This window comes from Rhodococcus sp. P1Y (assembly GCF_003641205.1).
Lineage (GTDB): Bacteria > Actinomycetota > Actinomycetes > Mycobacteriales > Mycobacteriaceae > Rhodococcoides.
The window spans coordinates 3,680,365-3,699,175 of record NZ_CP032762.1 but is presented as its reverse complement, the minus strand read 5'-3'; the positions used below and the strand labels follow the sequence as shown (position 1 = coordinate 3,699,175).

The following is an 18,811-nucleotide window of genomic DNA, read 5'->3' as shown; positions in this document are numbered from 1 at the left end:
CTCACAGGTGAGCACGTAGCCACGCGGTCGCGTCCTCGGCGGTGTTCACGACGACGTCGGCGACCGGAGTCGAGGGTCGCTCTACCATTACGACAGGAATCCGAAGAGACCGCGCTGCAATGAGTTTGGCCTCGGTCATGAGACCTCCGCTGTTCTTGGTGACCAGGCACTCGATCCCGTGTTCGGTCATCAGCGAGATCTCGTGCTGTACGTCGAAAGGCCCGCGTGCCAGGACGAGCCGGTGTCTGGGAGGCATGGACACAGACGGGGGATCGATACTGCGTACGAGGAACCATGTCGTCGAGCACTCCGCGAACGCGTTCACGCCCTGGCGGCCGATGGTCAGAAACGCTCGGCGCGCGGTGGATTCGACCACTTCTGCTGCTCGGTGGAGAGAGGAAACTTCGGTCCATCGATCGCCGACACCGCGGCGCCACGGGGGCCGCACGAGCTGAATCAACGGGATACGGGCAGCGCAAGCGGCAGAGCGAGCGTTCTTCGAGATGACGGTCGCGAAGGGGTGAGTCGCGTCGACCAGTACGTCGACGGATTGGCTGTCGAGCCACGCGGACAGGCCTTCCGGACCACCGAATCCTCCAGTCCTGGTGGAACCGAGCGGTAGCACGGGTTCGCGGACCCTGCCCGCCAAGGACGTCACGACATCCATACCTGCTTCGCCATCGAGTACGGCGGCGAGCTCACGCGCTTCCGAGGTACCACCGAGAAGAAGGACCTTCACGGCTTGACTACGGCCCACTGCGCGACGGGAAGTTGTGGGCGCCAACTCGTGAACGAGCCGAGTGGTTCGGCACGGTAGATCTGGAATTTACGTAGAACACCACCGAAACGTGAAACGCATTCGAGCAGAAAGGCTTCGGATTCAGCCGTCACCGCGTTGGCCACAAGTCGACCACCGGGCGGAAGGCAGGACCAGCACACGTCGAGCATGCCGTCCTGTGTGAGCCCGCCTCCGATGAATACGGCGTCGGGAGTCTCGGAATCGAAGGATTCCGGTGCACCGCCCACTACCCGTGCTCCCGGCACCCCGAGCGCCCTGGCGTTCGTCTCGATCTGCCTGCGGCGATGGCCCATCGACTCGTACACCGTTGCTCGACAGGTCGGATGTGTACGCATCCATTCGATGGCAATCGAGCCCGAGCCGCCGCCGACGTCCCACAGCAGCTCGCCGGGCGACGGGGCGAGCGCTGACAGTGTGAGTGCTCGCACCTCGGACTTGGTCAGTTGACCGTCACCGGTGTACGCACGGTCCGGGAGGCCCGGCACCCTGGTGAGCCTCGTGTGCGTCCGATCCTCGACGCAGTCGACGGCGACGACATTCAGCGGATCTCCCGGCTCATGTGTCCAGGTAGCCGCCGTGCCGGTCGACGACCGTTCGTCGGGTCCACCCAAATTTTCGAGGACCGTCACCGTCGATTGACCGAACCCCGCGTCGCGCAGAATCGACAGAACCTCGGAGGGCGTCTCGCTTCCGCGCGACAGCACGACGACGCGGGACCCGTCGGACAGCGCCGGAATCAACGTGGCCGCAGGCTCGTTCACCAAGCTGACGCACGCGGTGGTGTGAACGGCCCACCCCAGTCGCGCGCACGCCAACGACAGCGACGACGGGGACGAAATCACACGCAATCGAGGGGCGCCGAATTCCCGGGCAAGGGTGACGCCGATCCCGTGGAACATGGGATCTCCGCTTGCGAGAACGCAGATGCGGTTGCCGTCGAACTCCTCGATCGTCGATCGGAGGTTCGGGAGCAAAGGACTGGGCCACGGTCGCAGGCGATCCTGGGCCACCGGAATTGTCTGGAGCTGTCTGCGCGAGCCGAACACGACGTCGGCTGCCTCGACGATCGACCTGGTCGATGCAGACAGACCGCCCCACCCGTCGGCTCCGATTCCGACGACATCGATTGGAATTGGGCTCACCGAGGCATCTTTCGCCACAACCACGCGGGCGCCATCTTCAGCAGGAAGTAGATGGGTGCGGCGACTCCCGGAATCCATACCGTCGACTTCCCCCGACCAAGTGCTCGGACCACCGCGTCGGCCACCTGATCGGGCGTACTCGAGAACGGTGCGGGCTTCATCCCTTCGGTCATCGATCCGATGACGAACCCTGGACGAACCAGCAACAGCGTCACACCGGATCCACGGAGTGCGTCCGTCAGGCCGCTGGCGAACCCGTCGAGACCAGCCTTGGCTGATCCGTACACGTAGTTGGTCTTGCGTACCCGAACCCCGGCGACCGAGGAGAAGACTACGAGCTCGCCGCTCCCCTGGTGTCGCAGGAGTTCGGCCGCGTGCGTCAGAACCGACACCTGAGCCACGAAGTCGGTATGCAGAATTGCTGCCGCATGATCGGCATCGGCCTCGGCGCGCTTCTGATTACCGAGAATTCCGAAGGCGAGCACGACGGTCGACAAATGCCCGTGATCAGCCACCACGGACGCCAGCAGGTCACCGTGCGAAGACAAGTCGTCCGCATCGAACTCGACAGTTGCGACCGTGCGTGCCCCCGACGCCGTCAGTGACGCGACCTGGGTAGCCAGGTCCTCGCTCCTACGAGCCGCCAGAACGACGGTCCGCCCGCGTGCGAGTCTGGTGGCGAGTTCCATTCCGATCTCGCTGCGTCCGCCGAGGATCAGCAGCGTGCCTTTTTCCCGAGTCGTTGTCACAATCGACAGTCTTGCCGATTAGCGTCTATGGCATGGCTACCACCCCCGTCGACCCGGCGTCCCTCACTGCGGACGCAACCGAGTTTCTGACCGAACGTCACCTTGCGACGCTGACCACTGTGCGAAAGGACGGCACGCCTCACGTCGTCGCGGTCGGTTTCACCTGGGATGCCGACGGCTCGTACGCCCGCATAATTACCAGCCGCAAGAGCCAGAAGGCGATCAACGCCGCGCGCGGCGGCTATGCGGCGGTCAGCCAGGTCGACGGCGCTCGCTGGCTGACCTTGGAAGGTCCGTCCGAGGTCCTCGACGACAAATCGGACGTCACCGACGCCGAACACCGCTACGCGAAGCGCTATCGGGTGCCGCGCGAGAACCCCGAACGAGTGGTCGTTCGAATTTCCGTGCAGCGCATCCTCGGGTCCAGGTCGCTTCTCATCCGACCGGAAGCACCGTAAGGCCGTGCGGGCGTAGGTTGACGGACTCGCAGCCGTCGGCGGTGACAACCACGATGTCCTCGATCCGAGCGCCCCACTGCCCACGGAAGTAGATGCCCGGTTCGATGCTGAACGCCATCCTTTCGGCAAGTTCTATGTCGTTGCCCGACACGATGTACGGCTCCTCGTGGACGGACAGCCCGATCCCGTGCCCGGTCCTGTGCAGGAACACCTCACCCAGTCCTTCGGCGACAAGGATGTCGCGTGCCGCTGCGTCGATCGACTCCGCGGTGACACCGGGTTTCACCGCGTCCACTGCGGCCTGCTGCGCACGCTCGAGGACCGCGTAGTGCGCAGCGACCTCGGAGGAAGGCTCACCGAGCACGTAGGTTCTCGTCGAGTCGGAGTTGTAGCCCGGTGCGACCGGACCGCCGATGTCGATCACCACGACGTCGCCGGCTTCGATGATCCGCTCGGAGACCTCGTGATGCGGGTCGGCGCCATGGGGACCCGACCCGACGATGATGAATGCTGCCTCGGTGTGGCCCTCCTCGACGATGGCGGCGGCAATGTCCGCGGCAACCGCCGCCTCCGTCCTACCGACCGTGAGGAATTCGGCCATTCGGCCGTGCACGCGGTCGATCGCCTGTCCTGCACGCCGTAGGGCCTCGATCTCGGCGTCGTCTTTGAGCATCCGCAACCGACGGAGAACGTCCGTAGCCAAGATCGGCGTGCGTCCGAGTGTGTCGGCCAGCGGCAGGAGGTGTAGCGCAGGCATGGCGTCGTCAACCGCCGTCGCGGCTCCGGCGGGAAGAGCCTTGGCGACGATGTCGTACGGGCTGACGCCATCGACCCAATCCGCCACCGTGAGGCCGAGCTCGTCCACAGCCGAGTCCGCCAACGCGGCCAGTTCCAGCCTCGGCACGACCACGCTCGGGGTGGTCCCGTCGGCGGGGACCACGAGGCAGATCAACCGCTCGAACGAGCTCGCCTTGGAGCCCACGAGATACTGCAGATCAGGTCCTGGAGTGATCAGCAGGGCGGCAACGCCTGCCTCACCCGCGTACTCGGCTGCTTTCGCGAGCCGAGACGCATAGATCTGCGAGGAGAATCTGGCTGCTGTCTTCGTCGAATCGGAACTCATGTCGTCAGGTTATCGGCGTTTGGCAAGATGATCCTCATGACAGCCCCGGGAACGTCGCCTCTGCTCCTCCTCGACGGAGCCAGCCTGTGGTTTCGCGCTTTCTACGCGCTGCCCGAATCCATCGCGGCCCCGGACGGCCGGCCGGTCAACGCAGTGCGCGGTTTCCTCGACATGGTGTCCGCGTTGATGGCTCGAACCGAGCCGAGCCGGCTCGCAGTGTGCCTCGACTTGAATTGGCGCCCGCAGTTCCGTGTCGATGCTGTTCCGTCGTACAAGGCACACCGGGTGGCCGAGGCAGCGCCGGGGACGCCCGAGAGCGAAGAGGTGCCGGACACCCTGTCACCACAGGTCGACATGATCATGGAGGTTCTCGCCGCGGCAGGTATCGCCACTGCGGGAGCCGATGGGTTGGAAGCGGACGACGTGCTTGGCACCTTGGCGTTCGTCGAGCGACACGATCCCGTCGTGGTGGTCAGCGGCGACCGCGACCTGCTGCAGGTTGCAGCGGACGAGCCCAACCAGGTCAAGGTGCTGTACGTGGGTCGAGGGCTCGCCAAAGCTGAACTGTTCGGCCCGGCCGAGGTAGCCGAGAAGTACGGAGTTCCGCTCGATCGCGCGGGCGACGCCTACGCCGAGCTCGCGCTCCTGCGCGGCGACGCATCGGACGGTCTCCCGGGCGTCAAGGGAGTCGGAGAGAAGACGGCATCGACCTTGATGCTCCGCTACGGTTCGGTGGCCGCGCTCAGAGACGCAGTTCTGGATCCGAGTTCGGATATGGCGCAGGGTGTTCGGGCCAAACTGGCTGCTGCGTCGGACTACCTGGACGCGGCACTTCCAGTGGTGCGCGTGGTGCGAGACGCCGACGTCCACCTGTCGAAGTCGGACGTCATTCCCGCGGTACCTGCGGATGCCGAGCGTCTTGCCGAGCTCGCTGAACAGTTGGGGATCTCGGGTGCCGTGGACCGACTGGTCTCCGCTCTCGCGGCCCACGGCTCCTGACCTGAGTCGAGTTCACAACTCAACGAGGACGCGATACCTCGTACGTTCCGTCGTCGTCGGTGAACGTGAGCGTCACCGTTCGTGCGATGCCGTCGACCTGCAACGAGCAGTCGAACGATGCGCCCTTCTCGATCGACTTGCCGCTAGGGCACGAGACGTCGGACACCGAGGAAGCGCCGTAGGTGCCGGTGACGATCTCCTCGACACCGGCCTCCGCCGCGGCCTGATCCAGGTTCGTGGAACGACCGAGTCCGAAACCGAACACGACGACGAGAACCACCACGACCACCGCGAGTGCGGCGCCGCCGATGATGAACGGAGTCTTCGACTTGCCCCCCGTCGGTGAATCCTGCCCTTGTCCCCATTGATTTCCGGGCGCAGACCCCTGAGGATATTGGCCTGTCTGGTTCCACGGAGGCTGTTGGCCGGGAGCTGCGTACTGCCCGGGCTGACCCGGGTATTGGCCCTGCGGGAATTGTCCCTGGGTTGGGTACTGCCCCGCAGCCCCCGGGTACTGACCCTGGGGATACTGCCCTTGCGGGTACTGACCCTGGGGATACTGCCCTTGCGGGTACTGACCCTGGGGATACTGACCCTGACCGTACTGCTGCTGGGGGTATTGGCCCTGCCCCTGCTGCCCCTGCGGGCCGGGGTACTGCCCCTGCGCGGGATACGGGCCGGGCTGCCCCTGCTGACCGGGGTACTGGCCCTGCGGGTACTGGCCCTGACCGTACTGCTGCTGGGGGTACTGACCCTGGGCCGGATACTCGCCGGACGAGCTGGGCTGACCTGCGCTGCCCGGTTGACCCCACTGCTCGGTCTCCGCAGCGTTGCCTTCCGGCTTGCCCTGATCGCGAGACCATTGATCGTCAGGGTTGTTCGGACCGTAAGGGCCGCTCATCTCGCCTCCACTGAATTTCGATTGATCGGCCGCAACCATAACGGACACCGTCATGCAGCGTCGACTGCTACAACTCCTCGTCGAAGCGCGGCCACGGCCCGCGACGCCGTCTTGGACAACTGCGGATCGGGCGATGCCAGACGTATCTGATCGAGCAGGTCTATGACCTGACGGCACCACCGAACGAAATCTCCGCCGGACAAGGCCTTGCCGTTGTCCCCGGCGACGACCAGCGCCTCGGCAAGCGTGTGGTTGCTCGCCCAGCGATACACAGCCTTGACGAACCCCATGTCCGGTTCCCGTGTGGGAGGAAGCTTGTGCCGAACTTCGTCGGCTTGCAATTCTTGCCAGACGCGAACGGTCTCGGCCAGTGCGTGACGAATCGGCCCGGTCGGTCCCTGCGGTGTCGAGTCTCCTTCCTGCCTCGACTCGAACACCACTGCGGATACGACGGCGGCGAGCTCGGCAGGCGCGAGACCACGCCACAGCCCCTGGCGAAGGCACTCGGCGACGAGAAGGTCGGATTCGGAGTAGATCCGGCTCAACCTGGCGCCGTTCTCGGTCACCGACGGTGTACGTCCGGAGCTGATGTAATCACGTTCGGCCAGCAACGACAGGATCCGATCGAATGTGCGGGCGAGCGAGTTCGTGGTCGCGGATACCTTCTGCCGCATCGTCTCGGTGTCGCGGGCGAGCTTGTTGTATCGCTCCCCCACGCGCCCCAGTTCGTCGCGGTCCGGACGTGCGTGCACTGGGTGTGACTTGATGCTGCGACGCAGGGTCGCCAGTTCTCGGTCGTCGGCCGCCGTGGACTTGCGTCGTTTCCGATCGGAGGGCATCGACATACCGGTGGATCGCAAGGCTGCCGACAGGTCGCGGCGCGTGCGTGCAGTCCTGTGGTCGACGAACCGAGGCAATCGCATGCGCCCCAACGGATCAGCAGCAGATGGGAAATCGGCGGCGGACAGCCGGCCTGCCCACGCATCTTCGGTCAGCACGAGGGGACGTGGATCCACTCGGTCGTCGTCGGGTTCGAGAACGACGGCGAGGCCGCTCCTTCTGCCACTGGGGACGGACACGACATCACCGCGCGAGAGGCCACGAAGCGACTCCACGGCTCGGTCGCGTCGATCCTGCCTTCCTTGGCGTTCCAGCGTCTTCTCACGGTCCTTGAGGCGTTCACGCAGCTTGGCGTACTCGAAGTATTCGCCGTCGACGCCGCCCAGACGGGCCATCAGCTGTGTGAGCGTCTGGCTGTTTCGTTCGATTCCTCGCACGAGACCGACCACCGATCGGTCTGCCTGGAATTGCGCGAACGACCGCTCCAGCAGGGCTCGCGATTCGGCCGCCCCGAACTGTTCGACGAGATTGATCGACATGTTGTACCCGGGGCGGAACGAGCTTCGCAGTGGAAATGTACGCGTGGACGCGAGGCCAGCGACCTCGGTCGGCTCGGTTCCCGGCTGCCACAGCACGACGGCGTGACCTTCGACGTCGATTCCTCGTCGACCTGCCCGCCCGGTCAACTGTGTGTATTCGCCCGGCGTCAGCTCGGCGTGGGTCTCGCCGTTGTACTTGACCAGTTTTTCCAAGACCACAGTTCGAGCGGGCATGTTGATACCGAGCGCAAGTGTCTCCGTCGCGAACACCGCACGCACCAAACCCTTGACGAAGAGTTCTTCGACGGTGTGACGGAAGACCGGCAACATGCCGGCGTGGTGTGCGGCGAGACCGCGTTCGAGAGCTTCGCGCCATTCCCAGTAGCCGAGAACTTCCAGGTCCTCTCGTGGCAACTCGGAGGTGTGCTTGTCCACGATGTAGCGAATCTCTTCGGTCTGTTCCGGAGTCGTCAGAACCAGACGAGACCGCAGGCATTGCGTGAGAGCACCGTCGCACCCGGCGCGGCTGAAGATGAACGTGATTGCCGGGAGCAAGCCTTCCTCGTCGAGTTTGGCGATGACTTCCGGCCTGGGCAGGGGCCTGTTCGCCACACTCGTTCCGTGTCCGCCCCGACTACGGCCTCGCCCGTGCGGTGGTTGCCATCGGTCGGCGTAGTCCAGCGATTGCCGCTGTTTGACGTGACGCACCAGGTCCTTGTCGACCACGAGTTTCGCAGCGCCGCTCCCTGTCTGGGCGCGGCTGTCGAAGAGGTCGAACAGTCTGCGGCCGACCATGATGTGCTGGGAAAGGGGCACTGGACGATTTTCGTCGACCACCACGGTGGTGTCACCGCGGACAGTCTCCATCCAGGCGCCGAATTCCTCGGCGTTGCTGACCGTCGCCGACAGGCTGACGAGTCGAACATCCTGCGAGAGATGAAGAATGACTTCTTCCCACACTGCGCCGCGGAATCGGTCCGCGAGGTAGTGGACCTCGTCCATCACGACATGGGACAGGCCACGTAGAGCATCCGACGACGCATAGAGCATGTTGCGCAGAACCTCGGTCGTCATGATGACGATGGGGGCGTCGGGGTTGATGCTCGAGTCGCCGGTGAGCAACCCGACCGTCTCGCGACCGTACCGAGCAGTGAGTTCCGCGAATTTCTGATTGCTCAGCGCTTTGATCGGTGTGGTGTAAAAGCATTTTCGTCCAGCAGCCAACGCAAGGTGCACTGCGAACTCGCCGATGATCGTTTTGCCTGCGCCGGTCGGAGCGCACACCAGGACGCCATGGCCGGCCTCCAACGCGGTACAGGCATCGACCTGAAATCTGTCGAGCGGAAAACTGAGCTCTCCGGCAAATCGCTGTAATTGCGATGTGGACACAGTCACGCGACCGCGTCAGATCGTGTCGGTGAAGTCTCGACTCGGCTGGGTTGGCGGTGAGACGGGGTTCGGGGTTGCAAGTGGACTCGCGGAATCGATGGACGTGGCTTCGTCATCGGATACATCACCCCATTCGTCGGTTCTCTTGCGCAATTTACGCTTGTCGTGGATCCGAGCGACCTGCACTGCCATTTCGAACAGAAGCGTCAGCGCCAACGCGAGGGCGAGCATGGAGAAAGGGTCCTGGCCAGGTGTGGCGATCGCCGCAAAGACGAACAGCCCCATGATCAATCCACGCCGCCATGCCTTGAGGCGCTCGTAGGTGAGAACGCCGACGAAGTTGAGCGCCACCACCAGCAGTGGAATCTCGAAGCTGACGCCGAAGATGATCAGCAGATTGATGACGAACCCGAAGTACTGGTCGCCACTGAGCGCAGTGATCTGCACGTTGTCGCCGATGGACAACAAGAAATGCAGGCCCTTGGCGACGATGTAGTACGCGAGCACGGCTCCCGCGACGAACAGCACCGCTGCCGAGGTCACGAACGAGACCGCGTAACGGCGTTCCTGCTTGTACAACCCTGGGGTGACGAAGGCCCAAATCTGGTAGAGCCACACCGGGCAGGCCAGAATCACGCCTGCGGTGAACGCAACCTTGAAGCGAAGCAAGAATTGGTCGAACGGGCCCGTTGCCAGCAAGCGGCATTGGTCGTCATTGCTCAAATTTGCCCGCAAACTGGGGTCGAGCGAGCAGTAGGGGCCCCGCAGGAGATCTCCGAGACTGTCGATGCCCACGATTGTGTGGGAGTACCAGAAGAAACCGAACACGGTGGTGACCGCCATGGCCAGCAATGCCCACATCAGGCGAGTACGCAGCTCGTACAGATGATCGACCAACGACATCGTGCCGTCGGGATTCAAACGGCGCTTGCTACGCCGTGGATCGAACGGAATTCGCATGTGAGATTCTGTGTCTTCGCTCAGCAGACAACCGGGGTGCTGGTCAGCACCCCGGTTCGCCGCAGATCAGCTGTCAGGCGGACTTGGAGTCCGGGTGCACGTTCACACCGTTGGTGGCGCGAATGTCGCTTGCCTGCACGGGGGCCTGCGAATCGAGCTGGGTGGGCGTTGCCTGCTGAGTCGGCTGCGCCTCGGTCTTCCCGTCGTTCTGCATCTCCTTGACTTCGCTCTTGAAGATTCGAAGAGAGCGACCCAGTCCGCGAGCTGCATCGGGCAGCTTCTTCGAACCGAACAGAATGACGACCACCAAAGCAACGATGGCCCAATGCCACGGGCTCATGGCTCCCATGTGTACCTCCCAAGATCAGATGATTCGAGCCTACCCGACATATCACCACGTCGACTGCGTAGTAATCATCCGTTTGCTGTCCGTTAACCGGTGGACGCCTCGAGCTGCGCATACGCAGCCAGCGCACCTCGGGCACGGTCGGCCACACTGCGTCGGAGTTCCTCCGGGCCGAGAACCTCGATGCCGCCGCCGAAACCGAGCGTGAGGCGAGTCATCCACGCAGGCGTCGCGAATCGCATCGTGACGGTGATGTATCCGTCGTCGTCCGCGCTCACCTGCGTCATCGGGTAGTAGTCCAACACCCACGCATAACCGGGCGCGATGCGTAGGACAGCCTGGGGCAGCGACGCGTCGTCGTTGAAGATCTCGAAGCTGTCGTCCTGCGGCGCATCCTCGGGTGGAGTCGAAAGCTCGTCCAACTCGACTGCTCGATCGATCCGATCGAACCGGAACAGCCGAACGCCTTCCGCCCGCCTGCACCACGCCTGAACATAGCTGTGGTCGTCGATCAGGACGGTGCGTATGGGATCGACGACTCGCACCGAGACAGCGTCTCGGGACGCGGAATAGTACGTCAGTTCCAGAGCGTGTCGATGACGCAGCGCCGACCTCACTGCTGCGGCGGCGGCACTTTCCGAACTCTGCTCTCCCGACTCGGTCGACGACGAGCGAGGAACGTGAGTCGCTGCCGATCCTGCAGCATCCTCGATCTTGGCGATCGCGCTCTGCGCCGCGCTCGGATCGACCATCCCCGGCATCGACGTGAGCGATCGGAGAGCGACCAGCAACGCGGTCGCTTCCGTCGAGGTCAACCTCAAGGGCCGGTCCATCCCGGCCGAAAACGTCACCTCGATGCTGTCCTCCGAGAACGAGAGGTCGATCAGGTCGCCCGGGCCGTATCCGGGCAGACCACACATCCACAGCTGGTTCAGGTCCGTCATCAGCGTCGCAGTCGACACGCCCAGCTCGCGGGCGGCTTCCGCCGCGCTCATTCCCGGGTTCGCGAGAAAGAACGGGACCATGTTGAGCAGCCGGGCGAGCCGGACCGAGAGTTTCGCGCTCATCGAACGCCCTCCGACACGGCCGCACCGAGTGTCGCAACGACGTCGGCCCGCAGTTCGGGCGGATCGAGCACCAGCGCATCGGAACCGTGACCGGCGATCAAGCGCGTCACCCACTCCCAGGATCGCACCGGCATCCGCACGACCGACCCTCGGCGCCCGCCGACGACTCGTTCCTCCACGACGGACCCCATTCGCCTGATCTCGGTCGCGCCGTCGGATGCGACCCATACCGTCGCGCTTCCGTTGACCTCGGCTGTACCAGCGACCCGCTCGACGATTGCCTGCAGATCGATCTCGTCTGGCTTGCGCACGCTCCCTGCCGGGCCGAAGGCGGCGACATCGTCCCCGATTCGGGACAGCCGGAACGTCCTCGTGTCCTCGCGGTCGACGTCGTGTCCCACGAGGTACCACCGGCCGCGAAACGTGACCACACCCCATGGCTCGACTGTGCGGGTGGTGAACGGATCGGTCGTCGAGCCGCGGTGCTGGAACCGCACCGAGCGACCGGCGTCGATCGCCGCGAGCAAAGCACCGAGAGCGGGCTCCGAACCTCTGGTCCTCGCTGGAACGGCAGTGACCGATGCCGCCGATTCGTCCTGATCCACCTGAATTCCCGCTGCGCGCAACTTCACCAACGCACTCTGCGCCGCCGAGGTGAGTTCCGGCGATTCCCACAACTGCACGGCAACGGCGACGGCAGCGGACTCCTCGCGTGTCAGGTCGATGTCCGGCAATTCGTAGGCGTCTCGATTGATGCGATACCCCTCGACGCCGCCGTTCCCGACGGAGATGCCGGTCTCGAGAGGAACACCGAGATCACGAAGCTCGTTCTTGTCGCGCTCGAACATTCGACTGAAAGCCTCGACGCTCCCGGAGTCGCCGTATCCGGCCACACTGTCCTTGATCCGTTCCGCCGTCACGAACTGACGCGTCGACAGCAGACAGATGACAAGGTTCATCAACCGCTCGACTTTGGTGATCGCCACCCTGTGAACCCTATCGGTCCGACGCGGGTCGGCTACATCGACGCGATGAGGCGTTCGACCCGTTCGTCGACGGACCGGAACGGGTCTTTGCACAGAACGGTGCGCTGGGCCTGGTCATTGAGCTTGAGATGGACCCAGTCGACGGTGAAATCGCGACCTGCCTCCTGCGCGGCCGTGATGAATTCGCCTCTCAACTTGGCGCGTGTCGTCTGTGGGGGAAGCTCTACGGCTTCGTCGATCTGTTCATCCTCGGTGACTCGCTTGGCCAACCCTTTGCGCTGCAGCAGATCGAACACTCCGCGGCCTCGTTTGATGTCGTGGTACGCGAGATCGAGTTGTGCGATCTTGGGATCGGACAGTTCCATCGAGTAGCGGTCCTGATAACGCTGGAACAACTTCCGCTTGATAACCCAGTCGATCTCCGTGTCGACCTTCGCGAAATCCTGGGCCTCGACGGCGTCGAGCGTCCTACCCCACAGGTCTACGACCTGCTCGACCTGAGTATTGGGTTCGCGCGTCCGGAGGTGCTCGACGGCGCGGGCGTAGTACTCACGCTGAATCTCCAGTGCGCTCGCCTGTCGCCCTCCGGCGAGCCGGACCGGCCGGCGACCGGTCAGATCGTGACTGACTTCGCGGATCGCGCGAATCGGATTGTCGAGAGCGAAGTCTCGGAACGACACACCAGCCTCGATCATCTCCAACACGAGAGCAGCTGTGCCGACCTTGAGCATCGTGGTCGTCTCGGCCATGTTGGAATCGCCGACGATGACGTGCAGACGACGGTACTTCTCCGCGTCCGCATGGGGCTCGTCACGGGTGTTGATAATGGGCCTGGACCGCGTGGTTGCAGACGACACACCCTCCCAGATGTGCTCGGCGCGTTGAGAGAGGCAGAACGTCGCAGCCTTCGGTGTCTGCAGAATCTTGCCCGCGCCGCAGATCAGCTGTCGTGTGACGAGGAACGGCAGGAGAACGTCCGAGATGCGTGAGAACTCGCCTGCACGCTGCACCAGATAGTTCTCGTGGCAGCCGTACGAATTGCCTGCGGAATCGGTGTTGTTCTTGAACAGATAGATGTCGCCGCCGATACCCTCCTCGGCCAGACGCTGTTCGGCGTCGACGAGGAGATCCTCCAGCACCCGCTCCCCAGCCCGGTCGTGGGTGACCAGCTGCAGGAGACTGTCGCATTCGGCGGTCGCGTACTCCGGATGGGAACCGACGTCGAGATAGAGCCGTGCACCGTTGCGCAGGAACACGTTGGAGCTGCGCCCCCACGACACGACTCTTCTGAACAGGTAGCGCGCCACCTCGTCCGGACTCAGCCGCCTGTGCCCGTGAAAGGTACACGTGACACCGAACTCGGTCTCGATGCCCATAATTCGTCGCTGCACGCTTCGACAGTACAACGCACACTCCCCCAACGAGCGCCGTAGCGAGGCGACGCCGGCTGTGTCGGTTCTCTGCGACGCCTAGGGTGAATCGTGTGACCGAGACACCCTTGCCATTGCCCGACCGAATCCATGCGTGGGACGTCCGACTCTTCGACGCTGCGGCAGCGAGTCGAGCCTCCACTGCCGACTCGGGATTGCGCTCGCTCAGCAAGTCGGCGGATCACTCTCGGTTGTGGGTCGCGGCTGCGGGAGCGCTGGCGATGCGTCCCGGCCCGACAAGGAGAGGTGCTGTGCGCGGTCTGCTTGCCGTGGCGGGGGGCAAGCGCACTCGCGAATGGAGTGCTCAAGCCACTCTTTCCCCGAAGCCGACCAGAGTTCGAGCGAACTCCATTGGTCCGCAGGCTGCTGTCGCCACCGGTGTCCTCGTCCTTCCCGTCGGGACATTCGGCATCGGCCGCCGCATTCGTGACCGGCGTTGCTCTCGAAAGTCCACTCGCAGGAGCGATCCTGGCGCCTGTGGCTGCCGCAGTCTGCTATTCGAGGGTGCATACCGGTGTTCACTGGCCGTCCGACGTGGTGGCGGGCGCAGCTTTGGGTAGCGCCATCGCGCTGTCGACACGTCGATGGTGGGCCGTTCGTACCGAGGAGCCGGCGGTGCTCGGCGAAGAAGTCGAGGTCGCCGCACTACCCGGAGGACGGGGCCTGCTCGTTCTTCTCAATCCGGGGTCCGGTTCGGATGACACCACCGAGAAATCGATTCGCGAGCTTCTCCCCGACGCAGAGATCTTCGAGCCGGATGCAGAGGGCGACTTCACCGACCAACTCGAGGACCGGATCACCGCGCTCGGACCACGAGCTCTCGGCGTCTGCGGCGGTGACGGAACGATTGTGAGCGTCGCAGAATCTGCCGTTCGACACAGGCTTCCGCTGGCGGTGTTCCCCGGCGGCACGCTCAACCACTTCGCCCGTGATGCCGGCGTCGCGGACGTGGAATCCACGGCCTCGGCGGTACAGCGCGGCACGGCCGCGCATGTGGATCTCGCCCGAGTCGTCGTAGACGGCAAGGACGGTGTCCCGTTCGTCAACACCGCGACGTTCGGCGGCTATCCCGATTCCGTACGGTTGCGAGGGAAGCTGCAGTCGCGCATCGGTAAATGGCCCGCTGCCGCAGTGGCCATGACTCGAGTTCTGGCCAAAGCGCAGCCGTTGGAGATCACGCTGGACGGCAGACCGCAATCGGTGTGGATGCTGTTCGTCGGCAACGGCCAGTACTCGCCGAGCGACCAGGTGCCCATGTCACGTCCGTCGATCGGATCCGGCACACTCGACATCCGCTACCTACCCTCGACACCGTTCTTGTCGAGAACCCGGCTGATCATCGCAGCCCTGACGGGAACGCTCGGTTCGTCGGCCACGTACGTTCACTCGTCCGCACGCACCCTCGAGGTCGATGTGATCGGCCCCGAGGTCGCACTCGCGACGGACGGAGAGGTGACTGCGGACGGACGGACGTTCGCCTTCGGCGTCGATGACAGCGGTCTCGTTCTCTACCGAGACAGATGACAACGGTCTCGTTCGCTACCGAGACAGATGACAACGGCCTCGTTCGCTACCGAGAAAGGTAGGGAACGAGGCCGCTTCGAGAAGATCCAACCGGTCGCGACGAGATCGGCTAGCTACTCGACATCGGTGGTTTTCACTCGTCGACAGACGGTTCCGGCGTCACTGCTTCGGGCTCTGCCGGAAGCATCTCCTGCAGCGCTGCGCCGGCGATACGTCTGAACGCACGCCGAGGGCGAGCCTGGTCCAGTACTGCGACCTCGAGCGAGCTCACCTCCAAGGGCTTCTTCTCCGTCTCACCGCCGTTCGGCGGCGGTGTGGCTCCAGCGGCGAGCGCTGCCACCGAAATCGCCACCGCGGTCGCAAGATCCAGGCCGGGACGGTACGACTCGCGCAGAGCCGTCACGATCGGTTCGGTCGTGCCACCCATGACGACGAAATCCTGCTCGTCGACGATCGAGCCGTCGTAGGTGATGCGGTACAGCTGGCTCGCTACCGGCTCGTCCGAATGCGAGACCTCGGCAACACAGATCTCCACCTCGTACGGTTTGAGTTGCTCGGTGAAGATAGTGCCGAGCGCCTGCGCATACGTCTTGGCCAGGGAGCGTCCTGTGACGTCGCGTCTGTCGTAGGTGTACCCCTTGGTATCTGCGTGCAGAATGCCCGCCTTACGAAGGTTCTCGAACTCGTTGTACTTTCCTACCGCGGCGAAGCCGAGGCGGTCGTACAGCTCGCTGACCTTGTGAAGCGCCGACGACCGGTTCTCGGCTACGAAGAGGACGCCGTCGGCGAACGACAACACGATGACGCTTCGTCCGCGGCCGATTCCCTTGCGCGCCAACTCCGAACGGTCGCGCATGATCTGTTCGGCCGACGCGTAATACGGCATGGTCATGAGGCAGTCCCCCCGTTCTGTGCCTGCGCGGCAAGCGCAGCACGCTCGGCAACGACGCCGCGGGCTGCCTCGGATATGCGCGCTTCGGCGACCTCGGTCGCCCCCACACTGGTGATGGTCACGGCGGTCGGATAGATCCCACGGGTGATGTCGGGACCACCGGTGGCCGAATCGTCGTCTGCGGCGTCGAACAGCGATTCGACGACCGCCCGGAGCGCGTCGTCTTCGCTCAGACCTGGTGCGTACAACTTCTTCAGGGCCGATTTCGCAAACAACGATCCGGATCCCACCGCGTGATACCCGGATCTCTCCTCGTATCGTCCACCGACCACGTCGTAGGACACGATCCGCCCGGCACGCTCCGGATCGGAGATGTCGACGTCGAACCCGGCGAGAAGAGGGACGGCGGCCAGACCCTGCATTGCCGCACCCAGGTTGCTGCGCACCATCGACGACAGCTTGTTCGCCTTGCCGTTGAAGGTGAGCGGAACTCCCTCGATCTTTTCGTAATGTTCGAGTTCGACCGCGAACAACCGCACCAGTTCGATAGCGATTCCCGCGGTGCCGGCGATGCCTGCCGCCGAGTACTCATCGGTGACGAACACCTTCTGCATGTCCCGGTTGGCAATCAGATTGCCCTGGGTTGCGCGACGATCACCGGCAAGCAGAACCCCACCCGCGAAGGTCACCGCCACGATGGTCGTGCCATGCGGGGCCACATCGGACATGGAACTGTTGGGTGGAGTCATCCGATTCTCCGGAAGGAGGTGCGGTGCGTGATCGCGAAGGTGATCGATGAACGAAGAATGATGCGAACCGAATTGCGGCAGTAGGTCGGCTGATGCCGAATTGGCCGTACGATCCACCGTCACTGGCCGCCCTTCTGGACGTAGGCACGCACGAAGTCTTCTGCGTTCTCCTCGAGCACGTCGTCGATCTCGTCGAGGAGGTCGTCGGTTTCTTCCGCAAGCTTCTCGCGTCGTTCCTGACCACCACCGGCCTCGCCGGGGACCTCGTCGTCGCCGTCGCCACCGCCAGAGCGCCGTGTCTGCTCTTGTGCCATAGTCGCCGACCTCCTTACGTATTCGCCATACCTGCTCGGACCTTCACCCTACCGATTCGGACCCCTCCAGGGGCGACAAGACACCGCGGATCTCGTCAGGTGGTCAGTTGCTCGACGAGTTCAGCCGCGGTCTCGGCCGACTCGAGCAGATCGCCGACATGCGCTTTGCTGCCGCGAAGGGGTTCGAGGGTCGGGATCCGCACAAGCGAGTCCCCACCGAGATCGAAGATGACCGAATCCCAACTCGCGGCCGCGATATCGGCGCCGAACTTGCGAAGCACCTCCCCGCGGAAGTACGCGCGGGTGTCCGACGGAGGTGTCGAGATGGCGTCGAGCACCTGCTGTTCGGTGACCAGACGCTTCATCGAACCTCTGGCGACGAGTCGGTTGTACAGCCCTTTGTCCAGTCGAACGTCGGAGTACTGCAGGTCGACGAGATGTAGCCGGGGCGCCGACCACCCCAGGCCTTCGCGTTGGCGAAAACCCTCGAGCAGCCGCAACTTGGCCGGCCAGTCGAGCAAGTCCGCGCACTCCATCGGGTCGCGCTCGAGCAGATCCAGAACCATCGCCCATTTGTCGAGGATGTCCGCGACGCGCGGGTCGTCGTTGCCCTCACTCGCCACGAACTTGGCTACGCGTTGGTGGTAAATGCGCTGCAGCGCAAGTGCAGTCAACTCGCGACCGTCAGCCAGGGCAACTGCCTGCCGCAGTGTGGGGTCGTGACTGATCTGGTGAACAGCGGTGACGGGTCTGGCCAGCTGTAGGTCGGACAGATCGACCCCGGCTTCGATGATGTCCAGAACGAGCGCGGTCGTACCGACCTTGAGATACGTGGCCATCTCGGCGAGGTTGGCGTCGCCGATAATGCAGTGCAGTCGGCGGTACTTGTCGGCGTCTGCGTGCGGTTCGTCGCGAGTGTTGATGATCCCGCGCTTGAGCGTGGTCTCGAGCCCCACCTCGACCTCGATGTAGTCCGCGCGCTGCGACAGCTGGAACCCCGACTCGTCGCCCGACTGGCCGATCCCGACGCGTCCGGAGCCGGTGAAGACCTGGCGTGAGGCGAAGAACGGCGACAGGCCGGCGATGACCGCCGAGAACGGCGTCGCCCGAGACATCAGGTAGTTCTCGTGGGTGCCGTACGACGCACCTTTACCGTCGACGTTGTTCTTGTAGAGCTGCAGTCGAGGGGCTCCGGGAACACTCGAGGCGTGCCTCGCGGCCGCTTCCATCACGCGCTCGCCGGCTTTGTCCCAGATGACGGCGTCGAGCGGGTCGCGGACCTCGGGGGCGGAGTACTCGGGGTGAGCGTGGTCGACGTAGAGCCGCGCCCCATTCGTGAGGATCATGTTCGCGGCGCCGACCTCGTCGGCGTCGATGACCGGTGCCGGTCCGCTGAAGCGCCCTAGATCGAATCCGCGAGCATCCCGCAGCGGTGATTCGACCTCGTAGTCCCACCTCGTGCGCTTCGCGCGTGGGACACCCGCAGCAGCCGCGTAGGCGAGAACGGCCTGAGTGGACGTGAGAATCGGATTGGCCGTCGGTTCGGTGGGAGAGGATATTCCGTACTCGACCTCGATGCCGATGATGCGCTCCATACCGCCGAG

General features: G+C 64.1%; 17 protein-coding genes and 1 pseudogene. 3 read left to right on the top strand and 15 right to left on the bottom strand.

All coding sequences use genetic code 11. The features are described from left to right. Window position 1: 1 nt before the first annotated feature. Genes D8W71_RS17135 through D8W71_RS17125 form a run of 3 tightly spaced genes read right to left on the bottom strand, consistent with a single transcriptional unit; the run spans window position 2 to window position 2,699 of the window. On the bottom strand, window positions 2-739 hold the full coding sequence (locus tag D8W71_RS17135) for a cobalt-precorrin-6A reductase (protein ID WP_236077474.1): 738 nt from the start codon (window positions 737-739) through the stop codon (window positions 2-4). Then, entirely contained in the window at window positions 736-1,941 is a 1,206-nt protein-coding gene (gene cbiE / locus D8W71_RS17130) for a precorrin-6y C5,15-methyltransferase (decarboxylating) subunit CbiE (RefSeq protein ID WP_442971980.1), read from the bottom strand. The genes D8W71_RS17135 and cbiE overlap by 4 nt, the downstream gene beginning before the upstream one ends. Further along, the gene (locus D8W71_RS17125; protein ID WP_121115031.1) at window positions 1,938-2,699 is read right to left on the bottom strand and encodes an SDR family NAD(P)-dependent oxidoreductase; all 762 of its coding nucleotides are present in this window, start codon (window positions 2,697-2,699) and stop codon (window positions 1,938-1,940) included. Before D8W71_RS17125 ends, cbiE begins: the two co-directional genes overlap by 4 nt. A 23-nt stretch (window positions 2,700-2,722) precedes the next feature. Here D8W71_RS17125 and D8W71_RS17120 point away from each other — a divergent pair, with 23 nt between their 5' ends. Next, window positions 2,723-3,148, top strand: coding sequence for a PPOX class F420-dependent oxidoreductase (locus D8W71_RS17120; RefSeq protein ID WP_121115029.1), 426 nt, complete (start codon window positions 2,723-2,725; stop codon window positions 3,146-3,148). Here D8W71_RS17120 and D8W71_RS17115 read toward each other — a convergent pair. After that, window positions 3,126-4,271: a M24 family metallopeptidase gene (locus tag D8W71_RS17115; RefSeq protein ID WP_121115027.1), complete on the bottom strand. Its 1,146-nt coding sequence runs from the start codon at window positions 4,269-4,271 to the stop codon at window positions 3,126-3,128. The two genes, D8W71_RS17120 and D8W71_RS17115, sit on opposite strands and share 23 nt — an antisense overlap. Before the next feature lie 27 nt (window positions 4,272-4,298). On the opposite strand from D8W71_RS17115, the gene D8W71_RS17110 reads away from it, so the two are divergent. After that, window positions 4,299-5,270 carry a 5'-3' exonuclease gene (locus D8W71_RS17110; protein ID WP_121115025.1) on the top strand — a complete coding sequence of 324 codons (972 nt, stop codon included), beginning with the start codon at window positions 4,299-4,301 and terminating at the stop codon, window positions 5,268-5,270. A 19-nt stretch (window positions 5,271-5,289) separates the two neighbouring features. Here D8W71_RS17110 and D8W71_RS17105 read toward each other — a convergent pair whose 3' ends face one another. The 7 genes from D8W71_RS17105 to pafA form a co-directional block, all read right to left on the bottom strand. Further along, window positions 5,290-6,171, bottom strand: coding sequence for a DUF4333 domain-containing protein (locus tag D8W71_RS17105; protein ID WP_121119412.1), 882 nt, complete (start codon window positions 6,169-6,171; stop codon window positions 5,290-5,292). Window positions 6,172-6,221: 50 nt separating this feature from the next. Further along, entirely contained in the window at window positions 6,222-8,945 is a 2,724-nt protein-coding gene (locus D8W71_RS17100) for a DEAD/DEAH box helicase (RefSeq protein WP_121115023.1), read from the bottom strand. A 9-nt stretch (window positions 8,946-8,954) separates the two neighbouring features. Then, on the bottom strand, window positions 8,955-9,899 hold the full coding sequence (gene tatC, locus D8W71_RS17095) for a twin-arginine translocase subunit TatC (RefSeq protein ID WP_121115021.1): 945 nt from the start codon (window positions 9,897-9,899) through the stop codon (window positions 8,955-8,957). Window positions 9,900-9,972: 73 nt separating this feature from the next. Next, on the bottom strand, window positions 9,973-10,248 hold the full coding sequence (tatA, locus tag D8W71_RS17090; protein WP_121115019.1) for a Sec-independent protein translocase subunit TatA: 276 nt from the start codon (window positions 10,246-10,248) through the stop codon (window positions 9,973-9,975). Between the two features lie 83 nt (window positions 10,249-10,331). After that, window positions 10,332-11,312, bottom strand: coding sequence for a helix-turn-helix transcriptional regulator (locus tag D8W71_RS17085; RefSeq protein WP_121115017.1), 981 nt, complete (start codon window positions 11,310-11,312; stop codon window positions 10,332-10,334). Further along, window positions 11,309-12,298, bottom strand: coding sequence for a helix-turn-helix transcriptional regulator (locus D8W71_RS17080; protein ID WP_121115015.1), 990 nt, complete (start codon window positions 12,296-12,298; stop codon window positions 11,309-11,311). The genes D8W71_RS17085 and D8W71_RS17080 overlap by 4 nt, the downstream gene beginning before the upstream one ends. 32 nt (window positions 12,299-12,330) lie before the next feature. Next, entirely contained in the window at window positions 12,331-13,689 is a 1,359-nt protein-coding gene (gene pafA, locus D8W71_RS17075) for a Pup--protein ligase (RefSeq protein WP_201265112.1), read from the bottom strand. A 125-nt stretch (window positions 13,690-13,814) separates the two neighbouring features. Between pafA and D8W71_RS17070 the strand changes: the two are divergent. Next, a pseudogene (locus D8W71_RS17070) lies at window positions 13,815-15,252 on the top strand (bifunctional phosphatase PAP2/diacylglycerol kinase family protein). 133 nt (window positions 15,253-15,385) lie between these two features. Here D8W71_RS17070 and prcA read toward each other — a convergent pair. The 4 genes from prcA to dop all read right to left on the bottom strand — a co-directional run bounded on the left by prcA (window position 15,386) and on the right by dop (window position 18,802). Continuing rightward, window positions 15,386-16,144 carry a proteasome subunit alpha gene (gene prcA / locus D8W71_RS17065; protein WP_121115009.1) on the bottom strand — a complete coding sequence of 253 codons (759 nt, stop codon included), beginning with the start codon at window positions 16,142-16,144 and terminating at the stop codon, window positions 15,386-15,388. Then, complete coding sequence (gene prcB / locus D8W71_RS17060; protein WP_121115007.1) at window positions 16,141-17,016, bottom strand: proteasome subunit beta; 876 nt, start codon at window positions 17,014-17,016, stop codon at window positions 16,141-16,143. The genes prcA and prcB overlap by 4 nt, the downstream gene beginning before the upstream one ends. Next, a complete protein-coding gene (locus D8W71_RS17055) occupies window positions 17,013-17,207 on the bottom strand; it encodes a ubiquitin-like protein Pup (RefSeq protein WP_019666269.1) in 195 nt (64 codons plus the stop codon). The genes prcB and D8W71_RS17055 overlap by 4 nt, the downstream gene beginning before the upstream one ends. Before the next feature lie 95 nt (window positions 17,208-17,302). Further along, window positions 17,303-18,802, bottom strand: coding sequence for a depupylase/deamidase Dop (gene dop, locus D8W71_RS17050; RefSeq protein WP_121115005.1), 1,500 nt, complete (start codon window positions 18,800-18,802; stop codon window positions 17,303-17,305). Window positions 18,803-18,811: the final 9 nt, after the last annotated feature.